Below are 22,592 nucleotides of genomic sequence, written 5' to 3'. Positions count from 1 at the left end.
TTCCAACCCTGTGCCAATCGGCAGGTGACAAGAACAGCCTGCGAACGAATCAGAGACGAATCGCTGACTCTGACAGATTCCATCTTTGTTCATGGTCGAGGCCCTGACCTGTGATGGGGTGTGGCGTCGCCATCTTGCTGCCGGTGCAAAGAGTGCAGGGCTTCTTCGCCTGTCAATGACGGCAGGTCTGATTTTACAATGTCTGCTTTCACAATAATGTCATCCAGGCCGGAACAAAAGGCGCGTTGGGTCGTTATGAAGGCGATAAAGCAAGTATCTTAAAGAAAAGGGGGCTCTTCGATGTTGGGCACTATTCTGATTATTATCCTTATACTCATGCTTCTTGGTGCGCTTCCAACTTGGGGTCACAGCCGGAACTGGGGATATGGTCCATCGGGTGGCTTGGGCCTCGTTGTCGTCATTCTCATCATTTTGTTGCTCATGGGTCGCATATAAGCCCCCTACAAGCCTAGTCGGGAGAAGGAAAATCCAATGAAAAAGTCAGTGATTGCTATGGCAATGATTTTGCCACTCATTGCATCTTGCACAGCAACGGAGCGCGGCGCTTCCATCGGTGCAGGCTCCGGCGCGATAATTGGCGGCATTGCCACCAATTCTTGGGGTGGTGCAGCGGTTGGTGCTGTTGGTGGCGGTGTTATTGGTGCCCTCATTGGCAAGTCGCAGGAACGTCGCGGCTATTGCATCTATCGCGGTCGCCACGGCCATCGTTACGAGGCACCTTGCCGCTAAACTGGCAGCCTGTTTCAATAAAAATGCCGCAGGAGACTGCGGCATTTTTTGTGTTCAGAGGAATCTCGGTGGATCAAGCCGATTCTCACGGCTCAAGACAATGGTTAGACGAAAAACTGTCCGCCATTGGCCGAAATTGTTGATCCGGTAATAAAGCCAGCGTCGTCGGAGGCCAAAAACACCACGATGCGAGCAATTTCTTCAGGCTCGCCAAGACGGCCAACCGGAATTTGCGGAAGAATCCGTTCGTTCAGCACTTTTTCCGGAATGGCGCGGACCATTTCCGTGCCAATATAGCCGGGGCAAATGGCGTTGACGGTGATGCCCTTGGCAGCGCCTTCCTGCGCCAGTGCCTTGGTGAAGCCGAGATCCCCGGCCTTGGCCGCCGAGTAATTGGCCTGTCCCATCTGGCCTTTCTGGCCGTTGATGGAGGAAATATTGATGACGCGGCCAAAATTGCGATCCCGCATTCCAGACCAGATGGGGTGGGTGACATTGAACAGACCTGTCAGGTTGGTGCCAATCACGTCATTCCATTGCTCTGGCGTCATTTTGTGGAACATGCCGTCGCGGGTAATGCCAGCGTTATTGACCAACACTTCAATCGGGCCGAGCGCGGCTTCGACCGCCGCAATTCCCTCGACGCTGGCTTCGTAACTGGAGACATCCCATTTGAAAACGGCAATGCCGGTTTCGGCCTCAAAAGCTTTGGCTTTTTCATCGTTGCCCGCGTAGTTGGCAGCAACTTTATACCCAGCCGCTTTCAGCGCCACCGAAATCGCGGCACCAATTCCGCGTGTGCCGCCTGTCACCAATGCCACTCTGCTCATGCTATGCTCTCCCTGTATCTTTGTCCGGACGAGAGCGTCGGATCGAAAATCGGACTCGACACGATGCTCTCAGTTTTTGTTTGCGCATCGGATTTATCCGAAAACCGGTTCCCCCTTTTTCCGGCCGATGCTCTGCTGCATAATTCCTGAAATCGGAATCGATTTAAGGTGAAAATTATGCAGCAGATTTAAAGCGTTACAGCGTCTTTTGTGCATTTTATAAAACGCACGGCGCTGTATTGCCGCGTTCTCATCTCGTCGTATTCATTTTTTAAAAAAAGCTTCGCCGACCGCGCTTTCGCGCGGTGGCATGAGTTCAAATTTCAGAGTGAATGGTCGCCGTGGGTTTACATGGCTTCCAGGCACATCGCGACGCCCATTCCGCCACCGATGCACAAGGTTGCCAAGCCTTTTTTCGCACCACGGCGCTTCATCTCAAACAAAAGCGTGTTCAGGATACGGGCACCAGACGCGCCAACCGGGTGGCCGATTGCGATGGCACCGCCGTTGACGTTGACAATCGAGGTGTCCCAGCCAAGGTCTTTGTTGACGGCGCAAGCCTGTGCCGCAAAAGCCTCGTTGGCTTCGACCAGATCCAGATCCGTCACACTCCAGCCCGCTTTTTCAAGCGCTTTGCGCGAGGCAGGGATGGGGCCTGTGCCCATGATCTTGGGGTCAACACCTGCGGTTGCCCAGGATGCGATGCGGGCCAAAGGCTGGATTCCGCGGCGAACAGCTTCCGCTTCGGTCATCAAAAGGGCCGCTGCCGCGCCATCGTTGAGGCCAGATGCATTGCCTGCTGTAACTGTACCTTCCTTGTCGAAGGCTGGGCGCAGCTTTGTCATGCTCTCCAGAGTTGCGCCGTGGCGGATGTATTCATCGGCATCAACGATAATGTCGCCCTTGCGCCCTGCAATGGTGAAGGGGACAATTTCATCCTTGAACCTGCCAGCCACTTGCGCCGCTTCCGCCTTGTTTTGCGAAGCGACGGCAAAGGCGTCCTGCTCTTCGCGGGTCAATTGCCACTGGTTGGCAATGTTTTCTGCCGTCACACCCATGTGGTAGCCGTAGAAAGCGTCGGTCAGACCATCCTTGATCATGGTGTCGATCATCTTCATGTCGCCCATCTTGGTGCCTGCGCGCAAATGGGCGCAATGGGGCGAAAGCGACATGGACTCCTGGCCACCAGCAACGATGATTGCGGCATCACCCAAGGCGATCTGCTGCATGCCAAGGGCCACTGCGCGCAAGCCGGAGCCGCACAGCTGGTTCATGCCCCATGCGGTTTTTTCCTGCGGAATACCGGCCTTCATGGCGGCTTGACGGGCCGGATTCTGGCCTTGTCCAGCCGTCAGAATCTGCCCGAGAATAACTTCATCAACCTCTGTGGCCTCAACGCCAGCGCGCTCCAGAACGCCTTTGATGGCGGCAGCGCCAAGATCATGGGCGGGCACAGAGGCGAAGGCACCATTGAAGGAGCCGACCGCGGTGCGCGCGGCACTGGCGATAACGATAGAAGGGGTGGTCATAGGGGTAATCTCCTCGGGTGTCCGTATCCTCAGGTCGGAGACTGGCAAAGCTGATCAGAGAAGTCAAACGCTAAGCGATTAATTTTTTCATGTCACGGTTGTGTGGTTTTGAAATACGAGCAGAAGACACAGGAGGGCGGTCTTGCGCCGCACAAAGAGATTGTCAGGTCGCGTGATTTGCGATTAGACTTCATTCTCGGGAAGAGCAAAAATAAATGATCAAGTGGGTTAGGAGACAAAGATGGCAAAAGTCGACGGCGAAATCGTCATTAAGAAATACGCCAATCGCCGCCTCTACAATACAGGGACGAGTACGTATGTGACGCTTGAAGATCTTGCCAAGATGGTCAAGAAGGGTGAGGATTTTACCGTTCAGGACGCAAAGACCGGCGATGACATTACCCATTCCGTGCTCACGCAGATTATTTTTGAGCAGGAAGCCAAGACCAACAATACGCTTTTGCCAATTTCTTTTCTGCGCCAATTGATCGGTTACTATGGTGATCAGATGCAGATGGTGGTGCCGAGCTTTCTGGAGCACTCCATGAAAGCCTTCACCGAGCAACAGGTGCAGATGCGTGAGCAGGTGACCCGCGCATTTGGCGAAACACCTCTGACCAAGAATCTTCAGGCTCCCATGCAGATGATGGAAGAGCAGGTCAAGCGTAATACCGAGATGTTCCATCAGGCCATGCAGATGTTTTCGCCCTTCATGACGCCAACAGCTGTGCCGGAAAAAAAGCCCACCGAAGCCAAGGATATCGATGAGTTAAAAGAGCAGTTGCGCAACCTGCAAAACAAGCTGGATAAGCTCTGACGTCCTTTACCTTTAGTGAAATCGGAATCCTTTGAGGACGCTTGCAGCGACGTGCGCCATATATGGCGCGCAACACTTTACGGTGGCGTGCGCCTTATATGGCGCACGAAGGACGCTGTAACACTTTAAATCTGCTGCATAATTTCCAATAAAAAAAGGCCCGCGAAACGGGCCTTTTTTATTCAGTATCAAAAAACGCTTATGCGCTTTCCTTTGGCGTCAGAACCTGACGGCCACGGTACATACCGGTCTTCAGATCGATATGGTGTGGGCGACGCAGTTCGCCAGAATTCTTGTCTTCCACATAGGTCGGAAGCTTGAGCGCGTCTGCAGAGCGGCGCATACCGCGCTTGGACGGGCTTGTTTTTCTTTTTGGTACAGCCATTTAAATTACTCCACGTGACGGGCGAAAGCAGAAACATCGACCTTTTTGAGGGCGAAAAAATCTCTCTCGAACTCGGAATTTGCCGGGCTTATACATGCCGGATAGGGCTTTGACCAGTCCCTGAATCGATTTTTTTGAATCGGATGATGTGCTTACACCTCATATCCCGGCACGATCCATGGCTCAGCCTGTGCGGCATCGCGCCATTCAATCCATGCCGGGTGCGCTTGAATGCGCTCCATATAGGCCAGACTATCTGCATTTTGTGTCAGTTGGTAGACCGAAAATCGGTTAACCACAGGTGCATACATCGCATCAGCGGCAGAAAACGCGCCAAACAGGAAAGGTCCGCCCGATCTGGCAATTTGCTCACGCCAGATGGTTTCAATGCGCTGCACATCAGCGATGACGCTCTCGTTGACGGCAAGGGCGCTGGGTGTCCGTCGAAAATTCATCGGGCAGGCGTTGCGAAGGGCGCGAAAGCCCGACGCCATCTCAAGGCTGATGGCGCGTGCAACGGCCCGCTCGGCGGCAGGCTTCGGCCAAAGATCGACCTCTGGGAAAAGCTCGGCAATATATTCAATGATCGCAAGAGCTTCCCAAACCTTCACATCGCCATGGACGAGAACGGGCACCTGACCGGTGGGGGAGATGGCCTTAATGCCGGGATTGCCCGCCGCAACATCAAACGGGATTTGCAGCGCATCAAAGGCAATGCCAGCGGCTTTCATGGCCATCCATGCCCGCAATGACCATGAGGAGTAATTCTTGTTGGTAATGTAAAGGGTAAGATCGGTCATGGCGCGGCTCCATCAAACGTTGGCGTCTTGATGATTTTCTACCAAGCTGTGCCAATGATGACCAACGCGAATTATTGACGTCATTGATCAAGACAGGTGATGTAAGGTCCGGCATTGCGGGCGCGGCGCTCTACCATGGCCGCCAACCGCCTCAGGCCGGGGCCTGGCTTGCCAGCATTGCGATCAATGGGGTTGGGCAGCGAGACTGCCAGCAGGGCCGCCTGCCGGGCTGTGAGCTTGGAGGCGGGCACTTTGAAATGATAAAGGGCTGCGGCCTGCGCGCCATAAATGCCCGGACCCCATTCGGCAATATTCAAATAAAGCTCCATGGTCCGCCGTTTCGACCAGATCACATTGGCTGTCAGCGCCATGGGAATTTCGAGACCCTTGCGAATAAAGGAGCGGCTGTTCCACAAAAACAGGTTTTTTACCGTTTGCATGGTGATGGTGCTGGCCCCTCGGGTTTCCTCGCCGTCCAGCGCATCATCGATGACGGATCGCATCTGCACCCAGTCAACGCCGTTATGGGCGCAGAACTGGCCATCTTCCGACATCATCACCGAGCGGATGAGATCGGGCGAAATTTTATCCAGCGGCACCCATTGGCGGTCGTAGCCTTGGAAGAGGGCCAGATCGGCCAGCATGAGTGTTGATGGTGGGTGAACGAAGGAGGGCCGATAGAGGAGCATCAACACCACGGGAATGCAGGCAAGGATGATAACGATTTTGAAGGCGCGATGAAGCAACAGCCGCCAATCCCCTTTTTCTCGCTCTTGGTCTGCCGGAATGGCACCGTCTGGCGCGTTTTCCTCAGGCGCGGTTTCTATTGTCAAATCGTGCCACTCGTCCTTGTTCCCACATGCTTATTAGCCGTGAATGCCCGCCAATACCAGACCAGCGGGCGATATGGGCCTTTGAGCACACAGATTCTGATTGCACCATGGGGGCGGGCATGGCAAACAGCGCCCGCAAGCATGAGGCCATGATATGTTTGACCACACACTCCGCGACACCGCCACCCGCGTTCAGGCGCTTTTGACTGATCTTTTGCAGCCAACGCCCGGTGATGATGAAATTGCCAGACCTGAGCTGCTTTTGGCCGCCATGCGCCATGCTGTGCTCAATGGCGGCAAGCGGCTTCGCCCCTTTCTGGTGGTGGAAAGTGCCCGGCTGTTTGGTGGCAATGATACGGCGGCCTTGCGCATTGGTGCTGCACTCGAATGTCTGCATTGTTATTCGCTGGTGCATGATGATCTGCCCGCCATGGATGATGATGATCTGCGGCGTGGCCAGCCGACGGTGCATATTGCTTTTGATGAAGCCACTGCCATTTTGGCCGGTGACAGCCTGCTGACCTTCGCCTTCGATATTATTGCGGCACCCGAAACCGACCTGAGCGATCGCGCCAAAACGGCGCTGGTGCTGGCGTTAGCGCGCGCGGCGGGCATGGGCGGCATGGCGGGTGGACAGGCGCTGGATCTGGCCGCCGAAAAGCAGGCCCCGGATGAGCAGGGTATTGTGACCTTGCAGGCTATGAAAACCGGCGCATTGCTGCGTTTTGCCTGTGAAGCTGGCCCGGTGATTGCGGATGCGTCGCTTGAAGACCGCCAGCGGCTTCGCACCTTTGGTGCCTTGATTGGCCGTGCCTTTCAGCTTGCTGATGATCTTCTGGATTTAACGGCAGATGCTGCGACCATGGGCAAAGCGACCGGCAAGGACGCCGGACGTGGAAAAGGCACGCTGGTGGGCCTCAAAGGGCAGGCGTGGGCGGAAGCAGAGCTGGACCGATTGGTCGCGGAAGCGGTGGCGCTTTTGGCTCCCTATGGCGCACGGGCCACCACCTTGATGGATGCTGCACGCTTTATTGCCAATCGCAAAAGCTGATATTGCCTCTGTGACACGTTTTTAGCTGCGGTGGGCGTGATGATCGCTTACTCATGCGCTTCACTCCTGTTGTGAAAGCCTGTTTGATGATCTCAGCCCATTTTGCGCAATTTCTGTCCGGTTATCTCGTCTATCTGGTGGCGGTGATCAGCCCTGGTCCCGCTAATTTGGCGATTATCTCGACAGCCATGTCGCAAGGACGGCGGGCCGGTCTGGTGATAGCGCTTGGCATTTTCGCAGGCTCCTTCACCTGGGCGATGGCCGCATCTTTTGGTCTCGCCGCTTTGCTGCACCGTTATGGTGAGGCGCTGGTGGTGCTCAAGATTATCGGCGGGCTTTATCTGTTTTACCTCGCCCTGAAGGCGGCAAAATCGGCGCTGCGCAAAGAGCAGGCGGTGGTTGAGGTGAAAGCCAGCGCAGGGTCTGGCCGCGCACATTCCATCTTTCTGCGCGGCTATCTGATCCACCTGACAAATCCGAAAGCGATTTTTGCCTGGGTTGCGATCATTTCGCTGGGCCTTCCGCCAAATGCGTCGCTCAGTGCGGTGGCGATTGTGGTGGGTGGCTGTTTGACAACCGGTTTCTCGGTGTTTTGCGGCTATGCGCTGCTCTTTTCAACATCGGGTGCTTTGCGCATCTACAAGGCCAGTCGCCGTTATATTGAAGGCGCGATGGCGCTGCTGTTTGGTGCGGCTGGTGTGAAAATGCTGACCACACATTTATAAGAAAAAAGCCACCGTCGGGTGGCTTTTTGCTTGCTGTTGTGGTGATCAATTGGCCTGAAGCGGCGAGATCGATACTTCGACGCGGCGGTTCTGGGCGCGGCCTTCTGGTGTGGCGTTGCTGGCAATCGGCTGGCTTGGGCCATAGCCCATGGCCGACATGCGGCGCGGATCAACACCTTGTGAACCGAGATAGTTGAGCACCGAATCAGCACGCAGCTGAGAGAGCTGCTGATTGTGTTGCAGGCCACCAGTGGAATCGGTGTGGCCATTGATGTCGATCAGGGTCTTGTTGAACTTCTTGAGCACGATAGCCACCGAGTTCAGCGTTGGGTAGAATGGCGGCAGAACCTGATATTGATCGGTTGGGAAGGTAATGTTGGATGGCATATTCAGAATGATACGGTCGCCCTGACGGGTGACGGAAACGCCGGTACCTTGCAATTGGGCGCGCAGCTCTGCTTCCTGATTGTCCATATAGTTGCCGATTGCGCCACCAGCCAGCGCGCCAATGCCCGCGCCAATCAGGGCTGCATTGCGCTTGCCATGGCCGCCACCACCCACAGCCAGGCCACCCAGCGCACCAAGGCCCGCGCCAATCAAAGCGCCACCGGCGGTGTTCGACATCTGTTGCTCGCCTGTATAGGGATTTGTGGTGGTGCAGGCACTGAGATAGGTTGCAGCCAGCGCTACAAGTGCAAATCGTTTCAGCATTGGAACAAGCTCCTTGGTGTTCGGATTATCCTGAACATAGCAATTGCGGCGATATCAAGAAAAGGGCGGAGTGGTCATTCCGCCGCTGTTTTTTGGCCGTAGCGCTTTTCAATATAATCAATCACCAGAGCTTCAAACTCCTCGGCGATTTTGGGACCGCGCAGGGTCATGGCTTTCTGCCCATCGATGAAAATCGGGGCTGCCGGATTTTCGCCGGTGCCGGGCAGGGAGATGCCAATGTCGGCGTGTTTGGATTCACCCGGTCCATTGACGATGCAGCCCATGACCGCAACATTCAGGCTCTCAACGCCCGGGTATTTTTCGCGCCATACCGGCATGTTTTTGCGCAGGTCATTTTCGATCTTTTGCGCCAGCTCCTGAAACACCGTAGACGTGGTGCGACCACAGCCCGGACAGGCGGCAACAACCGGTACAAACTGGCGAAAGCCCATGACTTGCAACAGTTCTTGCGCCACCTGCACCTCGCGGGTGCGGTCGCCATTTGGCTCCGGGGTGAGGGAAACGCGGATAGTGTCGCCAATGCCGTGTTGCAGCACATAGCCCATGGCAGCCGAGGAGGCGACAATGCCCTTGGAGCCCATGCCCGCTTCCGTGAGGCCCAGATGCAAAGCATGGTTGGAGCGTTCAGCCAGCATGGAATAGACCGCGATCAGATCCTGCACCTGACTGACCTTGGCCGACAGAATGATGCGATTGCGGGCAAGGCCGATGTCTTCGGCAAGCTCGGCCGACAGCAGCGCCGACTGGCAAATGGCTTCGCGCGTCACCTGCCGGGCAGACAGCGGAAAGCCCTTTTCCTGGTTCTCATCCATCAGTCTGGTCAACAAATCTTGATCGAGCGACCCCCAGTTGACGCCGATGCGCACCGGCTTGTCATAGCGAATGGCCATTTCAATAATATCGGCAAACTGCTTGTCTTTTTTATCCTTGAAGCCAACATTGCCGGGATTGATGCGGTACTTTGCAAGCGCTTCGGCGCAGGCCGGGTGATCGGCCAGAAGCTTGTGGCCGATATAGTGAAAATCGCCGACCAGCGGCACATCCAGCCCAAGGCGCTCCAGCCGCTCGCGAATTTTTGGCACTGCCGCCGCACTTTCATCGCGATCCACGGTGATGCGAACAATTTCCGAGCCCGCCTTATGCAGGGCTGCCACCTGCGCAACCGTTGCATCCACATCGGCGGTGTCGGTATTGGTCATGGATTGCACAACAACCGGAGCACCACCGCCAACAATCACGCCGCCAACATCAACGGCAACAGAAGCGCGGCGCGGTTTCGGGTCAAAGTCTTCAGCGGACGCCATGGCGATACCTATCATTGTGGTCAATTGATCGTCAGATGTGTTTGTCAGGTGGATCAATCATGTTCGGTTGTCAACATCGTGACAAGAGTTGGCTTTTTCAAGCCGTGATTTTTCGGGTTGCCTCTCAGGAATGAGATTGATCGGCGTGGCGCACAAGCTTCGATAGCAGCAAGACGACAACGATCAGCACCGGCAGGCCTTTGAACACCAGCGCCAGCGAGGTGTGCTGGGCAATAAAGCCAATCAGGGAAGGGGCCACCAGAATGCCGGAATAGCCCATGGTGCTGACCACCGAGATACCAACGCCGGGGGCCATGCCGGGCAGATTGCCTGCCGCCGAAAAGGCAATCGGCACCAGATTGGAAATGCCAATACCCATCAGCGCAAAGCCTAAAATAGCCACCGATGCATCCGTTGCATAGCCAGCAATCAAAAGGCCGATGATGGCAATGAGGGCGCAGATTTGCGTTGTCTTGACTGCGCCAAATCGGTTGCGCACGCCATCACCGGCAAACCGCATGATCGACATGGTGAGTGAGAAAGCGGCATAGGCATAGCCCGACAGGGCAATATTGGCACCCAATTCATTGCGCATGTAAAGGGCACCCCAATCCAGCACGCTGCCTTCTGGAATCATGCTGAACAGTGCCACAAGGCCCAAAAGCCATGGCAGAGCATGTCTTGGCAGGCTGGCTTTGGGGTGGTTTTCCTGCGCATGGGGCTTGTCATGCAGCAGGCGGGGCCATGCGTAGATCAAAAGGGCCGCCGCCAGCAGGGTGGCAATCAGGCTCTGGGCCGTGGGGCCAACGGCAACAATCAACGGACCGCCAAGACCTGCGCCAATCAAACCGCCAACACTCCAAAAAGCATGGCAGGATGAGGTGATGGCGCTTTTCATAAAGCGCTCGGTTTCAACCGCATTGGCATTCATGGCAATGTCCATGGCCCCCATGAGGCCGCCAAACAGGAAAATGGCAGGCACAGCCAGGGGAATGGTCGGGGCTGCGCTTAACAAAAACAAGGTCGGCAAAAACAGCGCCGCAGAAATAAGGCTGACACGGTTTGAGCCAAAGCGGGCAATTTGCGCCCCGGCGATGGGCATAAACACAACCGAGCCAATGCCAAACACCAGAATCATCAGCCCCAATTGGGCTTCACTTAACGCATGCTTTTCGGCAAAGCCCGGAATGCGCGGTGCCCATGAGCCAAGGATAAAGCCGTTTATCAGAAACAGCATTGAGACCGCCATGCGTTCTTTTGGAAATTTCATAACCAGCACTGTTGGCCTCCTCCATGGATAACTGTGGGGATGAATGGCGGGATTGTTCTTTTAAATCGATTTAATTTGCAAGTTCTTGATTCAGATATGGGGATCACGAATGGTTTGAGCCTGTTACAGAGGATCAGGCCTGATCATCCTCTTTCACCAACTGGGTTCGGCCTGCGGTCATATCGATCAGCATTTTGGCAACTGCCTCGCTCTCGGTTTCCGGGATGGCGCAAGCAAGGTCTGCCCCGGTTTCGGTGAAGTTTTCTGCGTTGATCAGGATATTTTCGACGCTCGACAGTCTGGCTTTCACCAGCGCCAGATCGGAAAAGCCGACCCGCAATGTCAGCGTGGTTCGGTGAATGACCTCAACCTTCTCGGCTTCGCGCAAACATGCGGCGGCGGTGCCGCCATAGGCGCGGATCAAGCCACCACTGCCCAGCAAAATCCCACCAAACCAGCGGGTGACAATGACCAACACGCCATCCATCTGCTGGCCATCAATGGCCTGCAAGATTGGCTTGCCCGCGGTGCCGGAAGGCTCGCCATCATCGTTGAAACGGTAATTTTGCCCAAGCCGCCATGCCCAGCAATTGTGGTTTGCATTGGCATCACTGTGCTCAGCCAAAAGCGCTTTGGCATCTTCTTCGGAAGCGATGGGACAGGCAAGGGCGCGAAACCGGCTCTTCTTGATCTCCTGATCATAGCTGTGTAGGCGGGGCAGGGTAAACATGGCCTGTTGTGACGTGATTTGGTCAAGATGCAAAGGTTGATCTTTGGTCTTTGACGTCTTTTGCAGCGGTTTATGTCTTGCGCGGCACCGTCGATCCAGTTCCGCGCAAGCGAGTGTTTATAGGCTTGTTTTTGTGAAGGCCAGCGCTGCGATTCGTCTGGTTTTACGGAGCAATTTTAAGATGTTACCGCGTCTTTTCGCGTCATGATGACGTTGGGCGCTGTGACTTGAAAAACCGGGATGAGCCCGGCGAAAAAGACAGGATCCGCTTATGTCAGACGATTTTGACCTCGACACAAACACCGACCACTCCAATTTGGCCGCTCTGGTTTTGAGTCAGGAAATTGATTCGTTGACCGACGTTCTCGTCAATTCGCTCCGCGAAGTTCTGGACATTCTCGACGACAATTATCAGCGCCCCGATACTGTTCACTAAATTCAGGCGGATGTTAACGCATTGTCCTGACGCAAAACCGCTACGCACTTTTGCTGGAAATGCTTTAACGACCATATTCCTTCACAGCCTGCATGACCACAAAGGTTGATGTGCTCGACACATGCGGCAGGCTGGAAATCTTCTCTCCCAAAACATGACGATAGCGGCGAATATCGCTGGTGCGCACTTTCAGCAGATAATCAAACGCACCGGCGATCATGTGGCATTCTTCCACCTCGCGAATTTTGCGCACCGCCGCATTGAATTCATTCAGCGCCGTCTCGCGCGTATCGCTTAATTTCACTTCGGCAAAAGCAATATGGTCGAGGCCAAATTTGCGCGCGTCCAGCACGGCGCGAAAGCCCAAAATATAGCCCTCATCGATCAATCGCTTCAATCGCACCTGACAGGGTGTTTTTGACAGGCCCACCCGTTGCGATAGCTCGGTGATGGAGATGCGGCCATCTTGCGATAAAGCCTCGACAATTTTCATGTCGAACATATCCAATTCACCGGGAATGTCGGATTTTTTCATTATTTTTCCTGAAAAATATCTAATATTTGGAGAAATGACCTAGATTTCGCTGAAATTCAAGTTCGATGACGTTGCGAATCCCATGATATGATTTTTACTAGGCAAAACTCGTATCAAAGGCGTCGCGATGCAACAGGCCAATTCCACCCAGAAGCTTGAGACGAAAGCGGCAGATGCTGCGGTGTTTGCAGATTTTGCGCCGCCCATTCGCGCCCAAAGCCCATTGCGGCAGGCGATTACGCAGGCTTATCGGCGTTCAGAGCCGGAGTGTATTCAAGCCCTTCTGGAACCTGCGACATTGCCAGAGGATTTGAAGCGGGCCACGGCGGCAACGGCGCGCCGGTTGATCACGGCGTTGCGGGCCAAGCACAAGGGCACCGGGGTGGAAGGTCTGGTGCATGAATATTCGCTCTCCAGCCAGGAGGGCGTGGCCCTGATGTGTCTGGCGGAAGCGCTGCTGCGGATTCCAGACGATGCCACCCGCGATGCGCTGATCCGAGACAAGATCGCGGAAGGCGACTGGAAAGCCCATTTGGGCGGCGGGCGCTCGCTGTTTGTCAATGCTGCCACCTGGGGGCTGGTGGTGACGGGCAAGCTGACATCAACCGTCAATGACCGCGGCCTGTCCAAAGCTTTGACGCGGTTGATTGCCCGCTGTGGTGAGCCGGTTATTCGGCGTGGCGTTGACATGGCCATGCGGATGATGGGCGAGCAATTTGTTACCGGCGAAACCATTGAAGAGGCTTTGAAGCGGGCGCAGAGGCTGGAAGCCAAGGGCTTTGGCTATTCCTACGACATGCTGGGCGAGGCTGCGACCACAGACGCCGACGCCACCCGCTATTACCGTGATTATGAAGCCGCCATCCATGCGATTGGCAAGGCATCAAACGGGCGTGGGATTTACAAAGGTCCGGGCATTTCCATCAAGCTGTCAGCGCTGCATCCGCGCTACACCCGCGCAAAGACAGCAAGGGTGATGGGTGAGTTGCTGCCCAAGGTGAAGCAATTGGCCGTCCTGGCCAAGCAGTATGACATTGGCCTCAATATTGATGCTGAGGAAGCCGACCGGCTGGAGCTGTCTTTGGATTTGCTGGAAGAGCTATGCCTTGATCCGGCTTTGAATGGCTGGAACGGCATGGGCTTTGTTGTGCAGGCCTATGGCAAGCGCTGCCCCTTTGTGCTGGATTTCATCATTGATCTGGCGCGTCGTGCAAACCGCCGCATCATGGTGCGTTTGGTCAAGGGGGCCTATTGGGATGCTGAAATCAAGCGCGCGCAAGTGGATGGGCTTGAGGATTTTCCTGTCTTTACCCGCAAGATTCATACAGACGTGTCTTATATCGCCTGCGCCAAAAAGCTGCTGGCGGCGCGCGATGTGATCTTTCCGCAATTTGCCACCCACAATGCCCAGACCTTGGCGACCATCTATCAGCTGGCCGGGCCGGATTTTAAAATCGGCTCTTACGAGTTCCAATGCCTGCATGGCATGGGCGAGCCGCTCTATGATGAAGTGGTGGGAGCCAGCAAGCTCGACCGCCCCTGCCGAATCTATGCGCCGGTCGGCACCCATGAAACGCTGCTGGCCTATCTGGTGCGTCGCCTGTTGGAAAATGGGGCCAACTCGTCTTTCGTCAACCGTATTTCCGATCCCAATGTCTCGATTGATGATTTGATTGCCGACCCAGTTGATGGTGTGCGGGCGATGCCGGTGCCGGGTGCGCAGCATGAGAAGATTGCCAAACCCACCGAGATTTATGGGGCGCGGAAAAACTCTGCCGGATTGGATCTTTCCAATGAAATGGTGTTGCAGTCGCTGAGCGAGACATTGAAATCGACCGCATCCACGGAGTGGGAGGCAAAGCCGCAGCTTTTGGCCGCCTCCGGTGAAGGCCAAAGCCGGTCAGTGCTCAACCCCGGCGACCACCGGGATGTGGTCGGTACTGTGTTTGATGCAACGGAAGGGGATGCCACACAGGCCGTTCTTCATGCCGGGGCACAGATGCAGGTCTGGGCAGAAACCACGCCCGACCACCGCGCATCGCTTTTGGAAAAAGCAGCCGATGTGATGCAGGCGCGTTTGCCCACGCTCTTGGGGCTAATCATGCGTGAGGCCGGAAAATCGGCCCCCAACGCCATTGCCGAAGTGCGCGAAGCGATTGATTTTCTGCGCTACTATGCGGCTCAGGCAAGAAGCACCTTTACCGAAGAGACAAAGCCGCTTGGCCCCGTGGTTTGCATCAGCCCATGGAATTTTCCATTGGCCATTTTCACCGGGCAGATTGCGGCCGCTCTGGTGGCAGGCAATCCGGTCTTGGCCAAGCCTGCTGAGGAAACGCCTTTGATTGCGGCAGAGGCCGTGCGCATCCTGCATGGGGTTGGCGTGCCGCTGGCAGCCCTTCAGCTGGTGTTGGGCGATGGCCGCATCGGCGCAGCTCTCACCTCTGCCCCCGGTGTTGCAGGTGTTATGTTCACAGGTTCTACCGAGGTTGCCAAGCTGATCCAGACAGAATTGGCGGGGCGTTTATTGCCCAATGGCAGGCCCATTCCGCTGATTGCTGAAACTGGCGGTCAAAACGCCATGATTGTCGATTCGTCGGCGCTGGCAGAGCAGGTGGTGGCCGATGTGATTGCGTCGGCTTTTGACAGCGCCGGTCAGCGTTGCTCGGCGCTTCGGGTTTTGTGCCTGCAAGATGCTGTGGCCGATCGCACTTTGAAAATGCTGAAGGGTGCCCTGCATGAATTGAGCCTTGGCCGCACGGATATGCTGGCAACCGATATTGGCCCGGTGATTTCAGCAGAGGCCAAAGACATCATCGAGCGCCATATTGAGGCCATGCGTGCCAAGGGCAAACAGGTTGAGCAAATCGGAGCGCTGGCCGGCACCGAGCACGGCACCTTCGTTGCACCCACCATTATCGAAATCAGCAATCTGGCAGAGTTGAGCCGCGAAGTGTTTGGCCCGGTTTTGCATGTGCTTCGCTATCGCCGCGCTGACATGGATCGGTTGATCGATCAGATCAACGCCACCGGCTATGGCCTGACCTTTGGCCTGCACACCCGGCTGGATGAAACCATTGCGCATGTCACGGCGCGGATCAAGGCCGGCAATCTCTACATCAATCGCAACGTCATTGGGGCCGTGGTGGGTGTGCAGCCCTTTGGCGGGCGCGGTCTGTCGGGCACGGGGCCAAAGGCGGGCGGTCCGCTTTACCTCGGCCGTTTGGTTGAAAAGACCCTGCCGTCGCAGCACAGAGGAGAAGCAATAGTCGATCCCGGCCTGATTGCTTTTGCTGATTGGCTGGACACCAAGGGCGAGGATGCTCAAGCCGCACGCCATCTGGCTACGCTATCTCGGCTTGGTCAGGTGCAGGAGATGCCCGGGCCGGTGGGCGAGCGCAATCTTTATATGTTGCATCCACGCGGACGTATTTTGCTGGTGCCAAAGACGGCGCAAGGGCTTTATACCCAATTGGCAAGCGTGCTCGCCACGGGCAATTCGGCCCTGCTTGAGGTCAAGGATGATCTGAAACCATTGTTGCGAAACCTGCCTGAGCCTGTGCTTGCCCACCTTCAGATCAGCGAGAAGCAGAATTGGACCAGTGTTGCGCTTGCAGGCGCTCTCTTGGAAGGTGAAGGGGAAGAGCTGATTGCTCTCAACAAAACCATTGCGGCTTTGCCCGGCCCGCTGCTACTGGTGCAGGCAGCGGCAAGCGCTGACATGGGCGATAGCAATCCCTATTGCCTTGACTGGCTGGTGGAAGAAGTGTCGATCTCCACCAATACGGCGGCAGCAGGCGGCAATGCCAGCTTGATGGCGATTGGATAGCGTAGGATATAGATGACTGAGAAGAGCATTGCCATCATCGGCGGCGGCCCGGCCGGGCTTATGGCGGCAGATGTTCTTTCCGGTCATGGTCATCGCGTGACCATTTATGAAGCCATGCCGACGCTTGGGCGAAAATTCCTGCTGGCCGGAAAATCCGGCCTCAACATCACCCATTCCGAGGACTACCAGCGGTTTTCCAGGCGTTTCGGGAGTGCAAACGAGCGGCTGAAAGCCGCACTCGATGCCTTTACCCCGCAAGATGTGCGCGATTGGGCGCAAAGCCTTGGCACCGAAACTTTTGTTGGCAGTTCCGGCCGGGTTTTTCCAACGGTGATGAAGGCGTCGCCCTTGTTGCGCGCCTTCATTCACTATTTGGAGGCGCGCGGGGTAGAGATTCGTCCCCGCCATCGCTGGACGGGGTTTGCACAAGACGGTTACCGTTTTGCAACTCCGGATGGTGAAATGATCATTCAGCCCGATGCCGCGCTGTTGGCGCTGGGCGGTGCAAGCTGGCCCAAGCTGGGCTCGGATGGGCAATGGATTCCGTGGCTGAGACAGCACGGCATTGCTGTTGACGATTTTCGCCCTGCCAATTGCGGTTTTGATGTCGACTGGTCCCCAATTTTCCAGAGTCGTTTTGCAGGTGAGCCGGTGAAATCGGTAACAATCACATCGGCCCTCGGCACAACGCAGGGTGAGTTTGTCATCTCAAGCCATGGGGTTGAGGGCAGCCTGATTTATGCCCATGCCAGTGCCCTTCGCGATGCCCTGGAACAGAGCGGTGAGGCCGTTCTGGTTTTGGACCTTGCACCCGCCAAATCGCTTGTGCGCCTTCAGCAGGATCTTGCCCGTCAACCGGAAAAAGCCAGTTTTTCGACACGGCTTCGCAAGGCTGCGCATCTGGATGGTGTAAAAGTGGCTCTGTTGCGCGAACGGGTGCCGCAGATTGCGACATTGGAGAGCAAGACGCAGGCCATATATATCAAGGCCTTGCCGGTGCCGCTTTTGCGCCCAAGACCGATTGCGGAAGCGATTTCCTCGGCAGGCGGGGTGGCTTGGAATGCTGTTGATGATGGCTATATGCTGCGCCAGCGCCCCGGCCTGTTCGTGGCAGGTGAAATGCTGGATTGGGAGGCCCCTACCGGCGGCTACCTTCTCACGGCCTGTTTTGCAACGGGCCGGGCGGCCGGTCGCTCTATGCTCAGATGGCTAAACAATACCGCCAATATGAAATCCAACTAAGCTCTATAGTTGTAAATCCATTCTGCATCGCCTGCGATATAGTTGGTGATAGTATTGAGTTGAATTGGCTTGCGCCAGAACCTGCTACCTTCGTCTAACCCAGAATATAATCATCATCAATTTCGGCGCATGCGTGATATTTCTGTGTCGTCTTCTGACGGATTTTGGTTGTGACGCTTTTTTTCGTTAGTGCTAACGCAATAAAGCAACGATAGAATAGGTATGTTAGCTCTATTTTAACCGGTAGGCGCGAATATACAACCAGAGTAAAAGATGGTTGCATTCAACTATCTCTCACTCGTCAGACTGCCCCTGCATGATGCGGAATGGTTTCTCAAAAATTTAATATGATGCCGATGCGTTGCAAACGTTGCGGGCGCTCTCGCATGGTCAATTGACTGCTTTGAGAGGGCTTGTGCCAGGATAGTGGAGCAAAACTTTGAAAGTTGTTCTGATTGACGACAGCCGCTCTGTGCTTTTGGCGCTGCGTCATGAGCTTGAGCAGCTTGATGGCATTCACGTCCATGCGTTTGAAGATCCGGAACAGGCTATAGCTGAATGCGCTCAGCAAAATTTTGATCTCGTTCTGGTCGATTACAACATGCCCAAGCTCACGGGCATTGATGTGATCAGGGCGCTGCGCGCCATGCCTGCCTATGATCTGGTGTCGATTGTCATGATTACCTCGGAGACCGAGCGGCTCCTGAAGGTGAGTGCAATCGAAGCCGGGGCAACGGATTTTCTGCACAAGCCTGTGGATATGGTTGAGCTGAAAGCGCGCGTTAAAAATTTGATGAATTTGCGCCGCGCGCATCTGGAGCTGGCGAGCCGTGCAGAAGGCCTTGTGGCCGTGGTTCATGCAAAATCGATAGAACTGGCGGCCAGCGAAGAAGAGATTATCTGGCGCCTGGCGCGCGCGATTGAATATCGTGACGGCGCAACGGGTGATCATGTCTCACGGGTGGCGCAAATTGCCCTGCTGATCGCGCAGGACCTTAATCTTGACCCAGACCTTTGCCGCAGGATTTATCTGGCAGCCCCTTTGCATGATATTGGCAAGATTGGCATTCCCGATGATATTTTGGCAAAGCCGGGCCATCTGACGCCTGCAGAGCGCGCCATTATGCGCCAGCATGTCGATATCGGCGTTAAAATCCTCGAAAATGGCACGTCGGATCTTTTGCTGGTGGCAGAGCGCATCGCCGGTGGCCACCATGAAAGATGGGATGGTCAGGGCTATCCGAAAGGACTGTGCGGAGAGGATATTCCGATTGAAGCCCGTATCGTTGCGCTGGCGGATGTGTTCGATGCCTTGTGCTCGCCCCGATCTTACAAAGCGGCCTGGACGCCGCATGACGCTCTGGTCCATATCTTCCGCGAAAAGGGCCACCATTTTGATCCGGCCTGTGTCGATGCTTTTGAGCGGCAATGGACCAAGATCTCCGCAATCATGGCAACACACGAAGATCTGTCCGTAAAATTGCGCATCGCTGCCACGCCACCCCTTTCAAAGGATCAACATTCCGAACCACACCCTCAGTATGCAGGGAGAGGACGTTCATGACATTGACCTCCAAGATTTCCGAAACGGTCGCACTTCCATCTGCGCTCACCATTCGGACCGCGCAAGTCATCAAGGATGCGGTCCTCGCAGGGTTTTCCGCAGCCGACAGTATCGTCCTTGATGTGCCACAGGACGCTGACTGTGACTTGAGCTTTATTCAAGTTGTTGAATCTGCGCGCCTGTTTGCACAATCAGAGGAAAAAGAGATCGCCTTGCTGCGGCCGGCAAGCGGCGGACTGCTGGCCGTTCTCGAGCGTGGCGGATTTCTGACGGACATAGATCCCTCTGATCGATTTTTCTGGTTGCATGAAAGGCAAATACAATGAGCGCCAATATCCTGACCGTTGACGATTCCGCCAGCATTCGCATGACGACGAAGATCGCCCTGACCAATGCTGGCTACAAGGTAACAGAGGCCGTTGACGGCCTCGATGGTTTGAACAAAGCAAAATCAGCGCAGTTTGATTTGATTGTCACCGATTTGAACATGCCGAACATGAATGGCTTGGCCATGATTGAGGCCTTGCGCAAATCGCCTGCACACACCGGCATTCCAATCATCTTTCTGACCACGGAGTCGGATGCGGCGATGAAGACGCGGGCGAAAGCCGCGGGTGCCACGGGCTGGATCACCAAGCCCTTTGACGCTGATCAGCTTGTCAAAATTGCGCGAAAGGTTCTGGGCAAATGACCAATCTGGATCCCATTCAGGTTTTTAGGACGGAAGCAGCCGAGCTGTTCGAGCAGATTGAGGGTGGTCTGCTTGATCTGTTGCATGACCTCTCCAATCAGGATCAGATCGACGCGGTGTTTCGCGGCCTTCACACCCTGAAGGGATCCGGGGCAATGTTTGGCTTTGAAGCGCTTGCCGCTTTTACCCATCATTGCGAAACGGCTTTTGACCGGGTGCGCAAGGGCGAAGTGCCCGCGACAGCCGAGCTTGTGGCAGCGGTTCTGGATGCGCAAGACCATATGAAATCTCTGGTCGCCACGCCCAACGGCGATCATGAAATGGCTGGCGATGTGTTGTTGGCCAAATTGCAGGCAGCCGTTGGCGCAGGTGGTGCGCATCCTCATGCGCCTGCTGCTGCGGTGCCGCAAGCGGCTGGTGCCGCTGAGGCGACATCTTCGGGTGCAACGGTCTGGACTTTGGTTTTCCGTCTGCCGATGAATTCCATGATCAACGGTACAAACCCGCTGGGCTTGCTGGATGAATTGCGTGAGTTGGGCGAGTGCAAGGTCGTTGCCGACAAGTCAAAGATTCCTGATCTCGACAGTTTGACGCCCTCAGAGCTTTATCTGGGGTGGACCGTGACATTGACCACGGACAAGCCAAAATCCGATATCGAAGATGTGTTTATCTTCGTCATGGATGATATGGAGATCGAGCTTAAGCAGGAGCAGGCACCAGAAGCAGCAGCACCAAAAGCGGCGGTGGCGGCACCTGCTGTTGCAGCCCCCGTTACTGCTGTCGAGCAAAAGTCAGCCCCGGCAGCCGCGCAGGCACCGGTTGATGCCAAGCATGGCAAGCCCGCTGCGGAAAATGTGCGTGTTCCGGCTGAACGTCTCGACGAATTGATGGATCGCGTTGGCGAGCTGGTGATTGCCCAGTCCCGCCTGTCGCAATTGGCAGGCTCAAGCGCTGATATCATGCTGCGGTCGGTCTCAGAGGATGTCGAGCGTCTGTCTGGTGAATTGCGCGACACAATGATGGTTCTGCGTATGGTGCCGGTTGGCAGTCTGTTTACCCGGTTCCGTCGTCTCGTCCATGATCTGGCCCGTGAAACCGGCAAAATCATTGAATTGCAGACCGAAGGTGAAACCACGGAAGTGGACAAGACCGTCATTGAGCGCCTTGCCGATCCGCTGGTGCATCTGGTGCGCAATTCCATCGACCACGGCCTTGAAATGCCGCAGGATCGTGTGGCTGCTGGCAAGCCGGAGACAGGTAAGGTCATTCTGTCGGCGCGCCAGTCGGGCGGCGAGGTGATTATCACCATCAAGGACGACGGCCGCGGCATTAATCGTGAGCGTGTGCGGGCCAAGGCGGAATCCTCGGGCATCATTCAGCCGGGCGCGCAGTTGATGGATCAGGAGCTGTTGCAGCTGATTTTCCAGCCTGGTTTTTCGACCGCCCAGCAGATCACCAATCTTTCCGGCCGTGGCGTTGGCATGGATGTGGTGAAAAAGACCGTCGAAGCCCTGCGCGGCGTTATCGATATCCGCAGTGAAGAAGGAAAAGGCTCGGAAATCTCACTGCGCATTCCGCTGACGCTGGCGATTATTGATGGCCTGTTGGTACGCGTTGGTGCCGGTTGCTACGTCATTCCGCTGTCTGCGGTTGAGGAATGCCTTGAGCTGTCGATTGAGGATGATCTGAGATCGCGTGGTCGCAGCTTTATCTCGCTGCGCGACAGTCTGGTGCCATTCCTTCGCCTGCGCGACCTGTTCCGCACCGGAACGCAGCCCGACCCCTATCAGAAGGTCGTTGTTATCTCGACCGGCAATGAGCGGGTTGGCCTGGTGGTGGATCAGATCATCGGCGATCATCAGACGGTCATCAAGGCCATGTCGAGGCTGCACCACGATGTGGTGACCTTCTCGGGTGCCACAATCTTGGGCGACGGCAGTGTGGCATTGATTCTGGATGTCACCAATCTGGTCAGTATTGGCCAACAGCAGGAGGCGCAATTGCGGATAGCAGGATGAGTGTTGTACCCACAATGAGCGATTTTCAAAACCTCTGGCGTGGCCGTGACGATCTGGCTGTGTTGACCTTCAATCTCAATGGCGAAACCTTTGCCATTGAAGCGGTGACGGTGCAGGAGATCATCGATCTTTTGCCGGAAACCAAAGTGCCGGGTGCCAAGCCATTTGTCTCCAGCGTCATTAACTTTCGCGGCAAGGTTATTCCGCTTGCCGATATTCGCCTGGCCTTCGGCATGGAGGCAACCGAGCCGACCATTGATAGCCGGATCATTGTGATCGAGCTGGAACTCGACGGCGAGCTGGCCCTGACAGGCATCCGCACCGACCGCGTTTTTGAGGTGACCACCTTAATGCGGTCTGCCAGTGAGCCTGCCCCGCGTGTGGGCATGCGCTGGCGCGCTGACTACATTGAATGTCTGGTCAAGCGTGATGGCGAATTCATTATCCTACCAAATCTGCAGGCCATTTTCGCCGGCACCGACCAACGCGTGGGAATGCCCACAACAACGCAGCAAAATTGAGGC

Annotated in this window: 23 protein-coding genes; 13 read left to right on the top strand and 10 right to left on the bottom strand. The window is 55.6% G+C overall.

The genetic code is table 11. The annotated features are described in order from the left end of the window. The first annotated feature begins 300 nt into the window (after window positions 1-300). Both E6C51_RS11095 and E6C51_RS11090 read left to right on the top strand, forming a co-directional pair. A complete protein-coding gene (locus E6C51_RS11095; protein WP_146934059.1) occupies window positions 301-456 on the top strand; it encodes a DUF3309 family protein in 156 nt (51 codons plus the stop codon). A gap of 36 nt (window positions 457-492) precedes the next feature. Continuing rightward, on the top strand, window positions 493-750 hold the full coding sequence (locus E6C51_RS11090; RefSeq protein WP_146934062.1) for a YMGG-like glycine zipper-containing protein: 258 nt from the start codon (window positions 493-495) through the stop codon (window positions 748-750). 104 nt (window positions 751-854) lie between these two features. Here the strand turns inward: E6C51_RS11090 and phbB are convergent, their stop codons facing one another. Together phbB and E6C51_RS11080 are read right to left on the bottom strand one after the other, a co-directional pair. Then, window positions 855-1,580: a beta-ketoacyl-ACP reductase gene (phbB, locus tag E6C51_RS11085; protein WP_146934065.1), complete on the bottom strand. Its 726-nt coding sequence runs from the start codon at window positions 1,578-1,580 to the stop codon at window positions 855-857. A 347-nt stretch (window positions 1,581-1,927) separates the two neighbouring features. Next, entirely contained in the window at window positions 1,928-3,109 is a 1,182-nt protein-coding gene (locus E6C51_RS11080; RefSeq protein WP_146934068.1) for an acetyl-CoA C-acetyltransferase, read from the bottom strand. A gap of 241 nt (window positions 3,110-3,350) precedes the next feature. Here E6C51_RS11080 and phaR point away from each other — a divergent pair, with 241 nt between their 5' ends. Beyond that, window positions 3,351-3,926, top strand: coding sequence for a polyhydroxyalkanoate synthesis repressor PhaR (gene phaR, locus E6C51_RS11075; protein WP_146934072.1), 576 nt, complete (start codon window positions 3,351-3,353; stop codon window positions 3,924-3,926). 199 nt (window positions 3,927-4,125) lie between these two features. Here the strand turns inward: phaR and rpmF are convergent, their stop codons facing one another. The 3 genes from rpmF to mtgA all read right to left on the bottom strand — a co-directional run bounded on the left by rpmF (window position 4,126) and on the right by mtgA (window position 5,800). Further along, window positions 4,126-4,311, bottom strand: coding sequence for a 50S ribosomal protein L32 (gene rpmF / locus E6C51_RS11070; protein ID WP_075641343.1), 186 nt, complete (start codon window positions 4,309-4,311; stop codon window positions 4,126-4,128). Window positions 4,312-4,463: 152 nt separating this feature from the next. Further along, complete coding sequence (locus tag E6C51_RS11065) at window positions 4,464-5,111, bottom strand: glutathione S-transferase family protein (RefSeq protein ID WP_190235967.1); 648 nt, start codon at window positions 5,109-5,111, stop codon at window positions 4,464-4,466. Window positions 5,112-5,191: 80 nt separating this feature from the next. Further along, a complete protein-coding gene (gene mtgA, locus E6C51_RS11060; protein WP_407920800.1) occupies window positions 5,192-5,800 on the bottom strand; it encodes a monofunctional biosynthetic peptidoglycan transglycosylase in 609 nt (202 codons plus the stop codon). Window positions 5,801-6,098: 298 nt separating this feature from the next. Here mtgA and E6C51_RS11055 point away from each other — a divergent pair, with 298 nt between their 5' ends. Next, entirely contained in the window at window positions 6,099-6,995 is an 897-nt protein-coding gene (locus E6C51_RS11055) for a polyprenyl synthetase family protein (protein ID WP_190235966.1), read from the top strand. A gap of 86 nt (window positions 6,996-7,081) precedes the next feature. Continuing rightward, the gene (locus tag E6C51_RS11050) at window positions 7,082-7,720 is read left to right on the top strand and encodes a LysE family translocator (RefSeq protein ID WP_146934886.1); all 639 of its coding nucleotides are present in this window, start codon (window positions 7,082-7,084) and stop codon (window positions 7,718-7,720) included. Window positions 7,721-7,765: 45 nt separating this feature from the next. Here the strand turns inward: E6C51_RS11050 and E6C51_RS11045 are convergent, their stop codons facing one another. The 4 genes from E6C51_RS11045 to E6C51_RS11030 all read right to left on the bottom strand — a co-directional run bounded on the left by E6C51_RS11045 (window position 7,766) and on the right by E6C51_RS11030 (window position 11,756). Further along, window positions 7,766-8,431, bottom strand: a complete 666-nt coding sequence (locus E6C51_RS11045) for an OmpA family protein (RefSeq protein ID WP_146934082.1) — start codon at window positions 8,429-8,431, stop codon at window positions 7,766-7,768. 74 nt (window positions 8,432-8,505) lie between these two features. After that, window positions 8,506-9,756 carry a flavodoxin-dependent (E)-4-hydroxy-3-methylbut-2-enyl-diphosphate synthase gene (gene ispG, locus E6C51_RS11040; protein WP_146934086.1) on the bottom strand — a complete coding sequence of 417 codons (1,251 nt, stop codon included), beginning with the start codon at window positions 9,754-9,756 and terminating at the stop codon, window positions 8,506-8,508. Between the two features lie 124 nt (window positions 9,757-9,880). After that, window positions 9,881-11,026: an MFS transporter gene (locus E6C51_RS11035; protein WP_190236038.1), complete on the bottom strand. Its 1,146-nt coding sequence runs from the start codon at window positions 11,024-11,026 to the stop codon at window positions 9,881-9,883. 133 nt (window positions 11,027-11,159) lie between these two features. After that, entirely contained in the window at window positions 11,160-11,756 is a 597-nt protein-coding gene (locus E6C51_RS11030) for an IMPACT family protein (RefSeq protein WP_190236037.1), read from the bottom strand. Window positions 11,757-12,027: 271 nt separating this feature from the next. On the opposite strand from E6C51_RS11030, the gene E6C51_RS11025 reads away from it, so the two are divergent. Further along, window positions 12,028-12,192: a hypothetical protein gene (locus E6C51_RS11025; RefSeq protein WP_186827742.1), complete on the top strand. Its 165-nt coding sequence runs from the start codon at window positions 12,028-12,030 to the stop codon at window positions 12,190-12,192. Window positions 12,193-12,256: 64 nt separating this feature from the next. Here E6C51_RS11025 and E6C51_RS11020 read toward each other — a convergent pair whose 3' ends face one another. Then, on the bottom strand, window positions 12,257-12,727 hold the full coding sequence (locus E6C51_RS11020) for an Lrp/AsnC family transcriptional regulator (RefSeq protein WP_190235965.1): 471 nt from the start codon (window positions 12,725-12,727) through the stop codon (window positions 12,257-12,259). 127 nt (window positions 12,728-12,854) lie between these two features. Here E6C51_RS11020 and putA point away from each other — a divergent pair, with 127 nt between their 5' ends. From putA to E6C51_RS10985, 7 genes are all read left to right on the top strand, one after another. After that, window positions 12,855-16,553: a trifunctional transcriptional regulator/proline dehydrogenase/L-glutamate gamma-semialdehyde dehydrogenase gene (gene putA / locus E6C51_RS11015; RefSeq protein ID WP_190235964.1), complete on the top strand. Its 3,699-nt coding sequence runs from the start codon at window positions 12,855-12,857 to the stop codon at window positions 16,551-16,553. Between the two features lie 12 nt (window positions 16,554-16,565). Continuing rightward, a complete protein-coding gene (locus E6C51_RS11010; RefSeq protein ID WP_190235963.1) occupies window positions 16,566-17,795 on the top strand; it encodes a TIGR03862 family flavoprotein in 1,230 nt (409 codons plus the stop codon). A 439-nt stretch (window positions 17,796-18,234) separates the two neighbouring features. Next, window positions 18,235-19,359, top strand: coding sequence for an HD domain-containing phosphohydrolase (locus E6C51_RS11005; RefSeq protein ID WP_146934101.1), 1,125 nt, complete (start codon window positions 18,235-18,237; stop codon window positions 19,357-19,359). After that, window positions 19,356-19,685, top strand: a complete 330-nt coding sequence (locus E6C51_RS11000; protein WP_146934104.1) for an STAS domain-containing protein — start codon at window positions 19,356-19,358, stop codon at window positions 19,683-19,685. The genes E6C51_RS11005 and E6C51_RS11000 overlap by 4 nt, the downstream gene beginning before the upstream one ends. After that, window positions 19,682-20,050 (top strand): response regulator, encoded by a 369-nt coding sequence (locus tag E6C51_RS10995; protein ID WP_146934107.1) that lies wholly within the window; start codon window positions 19,682-19,684, stop codon window positions 20,048-20,050. Before E6C51_RS11000 ends, E6C51_RS10995 begins: the two co-directional genes overlap by 4 nt. Then, entirely contained in the window at window positions 20,047-22,068 is a 2,022-nt protein-coding gene (locus tag E6C51_RS10990; RefSeq protein WP_146934110.1) for a chemotaxis protein CheA, read from the top strand. The genes E6C51_RS10995 and E6C51_RS10990 overlap by 4 nt, the downstream gene beginning before the upstream one ends. After that, a complete protein-coding gene (locus E6C51_RS10985) occupies window positions 22,065-22,589 on the top strand; it encodes a chemotaxis protein CheW (RefSeq protein ID WP_146934113.1) in 525 nt (174 codons plus the stop codon). Before E6C51_RS10990 ends, E6C51_RS10985 begins: the two co-directional genes overlap by 4 nt. Window positions 22,590-22,592: the final 3 nt, after the last annotated feature.

It is taken from the genome of Gillisella terrae (assembly GCF_004801395.1).
Classification (GTDB): domain Bacteria; phylum Pseudomonadota; class Alphaproteobacteria; order Rhizobiales; family Rhizobiaceae; genus Allorhizobium; species Allorhizobium terrae.
Note: the sequence above shows the minus strand (reverse complement) of the source record. Positions and strands in the feature narration are given on the sequence as shown.

What these genes read in the sequence shown, in the direction of transcription:
- E6C51_RS10990 (WP_146934110.1), top strand. Translation starts at nt 20,047, where the DNA reads ATGACCAATCTGGATCCCATTCAGGTTTTTAGGACGGAAGCAGCCGAG.
- E6C51_RS11010 (WP_190235963.1), top strand. Translation starts at nt 16,566, where the DNA reads ATGACTGAGAAGAGCATTGCCATCATCGGCGGCGGCCCGGCCGGGCTT.
- E6C51_RS11090 (WP_146934062.1), top strand. Translation starts at nt 493, where the DNA reads ATGAAAAAGTCAGTGATTGCTATGGCAATGATTTTGCCACTCATTGCA.
- E6C51_RS11095 (WP_146934059.1), top strand. Translation starts at nt 301, where the DNA reads ATGTTGGGCACTATTCTGATTATTATCCTTATACTCATGCTTCTTGGT.
- E6C51_RS10985 (WP_146934113.1), top strand. Translation starts at nt 22,065, where the DNA reads ATGAGTGTTGTACCCACAATGAGCGATTTTCAAAACCTCTGGCGTGGC.
- E6C51_RS11020 (WP_190235965.1), bottom strand. Translation starts at nt 12,727, where the DNA reads ATGAAAAAATCCGACATTCCCGGTGAATTGGATATGTTCGACATGAAA.
- E6C51_RS11025 (WP_186827742.1), top strand. Translation starts at nt 12,028, where the DNA reads ATGTCAGACGATTTTGACCTCGACACAAACACCGACCACTCCAATTTG.
- E6C51_RS11080 (WP_146934068.1), bottom strand. Translation starts at nt 3,109, where the DNA reads ATGACCACCCCTTCTATCGTTATCGCCAGTGCCGCGCGCACCGCGGTC.
- rpmF (WP_075641343.1), bottom strand. Translation starts at nt 4,311, where the DNA reads ATGGCTGTACCAAAAAGAAAAACAAGCCCGTCCAAGCGCGGTATGCGC.
- E6C51_RS11055 (WP_190235966.1), top strand. Translation starts at nt 6,099, where the DNA reads ATGTTTGACCACACACTCCGCGACACCGCCACCCGCGTTCAGGCGCTT.
- E6C51_RS11065 (WP_190235967.1), bottom strand. Translation starts at nt 5,111, where the DNA reads ATGACCGATCTTACCCTTTACATTACCAACAAGAATTACTCCTCATGG.
- phbB (WP_146934065.1), bottom strand. Translation starts at nt 1,580, where the DNA reads ATGAGCAGAGTGGCATTGGTGACAGGCGGCACACGCGGAATTGGTGCC.
- ispG (WP_146934086.1), bottom strand. Translation starts at nt 9,756, where the DNA reads ATGGCGTCCGCTGAAGACTTTGACCCGAAACCGCGCCGCGCTTCTGTT.
- E6C51_RS11045 (WP_146934082.1), bottom strand. Translation starts at nt 8,431, where the DNA reads ATGCTGAAACGATTTGCACTTGTAGCGCTGGCTGCAACCTATCTCAGT.
- E6C51_RS11035 (WP_190236038.1), bottom strand. Translation starts at nt 11,026, where the DNA reads ATGAAATTTCCAAAAGAACGCATGGCGGTCTCAATGCTGTTTCTGATA.
- putA (WP_190235964.1), top strand. Translation starts at nt 12,855, where the DNA reads ATGCAACAGGCCAATTCCACCCAGAAGCTTGAGACGAAAGCGGCAGAT.
- phaR (WP_146934072.1), top strand. Translation starts at nt 3,351, where the DNA reads ATGGCAAAAGTCGACGGCGAAATCGTCATTAAGAAATACGCCAATCGC.
- E6C51_RS10995 (WP_146934107.1), top strand. Translation starts at nt 19,682, where the DNA reads ATGAGCGCCAATATCCTGACCGTTGACGATTCCGCCAGCATTCGCATG.
- mtgA (WP_407920800.1), bottom strand. Translation starts at nt 5,800, where the DNA reads ATGCTCCTCTATCGGCCCTCCTTCGTTCACCCACCATCAACACTCATG.
- E6C51_RS11030 (WP_190236037.1), bottom strand. Translation starts at nt 11,756, where the DNA reads ATGTTTACCCTGCCCCGCCTACACAGCTATGATCAGGAGATCAAGAAG.
- E6C51_RS11000 (WP_146934104.1), top strand. Translation starts at nt 19,356, where the DNA reads ATGACATTGACCTCCAAGATTTCCGAAACGGTCGCACTTCCATCTGCG.
- E6C51_RS11050 (WP_146934886.1), top strand. Translation starts at nt 7,082, where the DNA reads ATGATCTCAGCCCATTTTGCGCAATTTCTGTCCGGTTATCTCGTCTAT.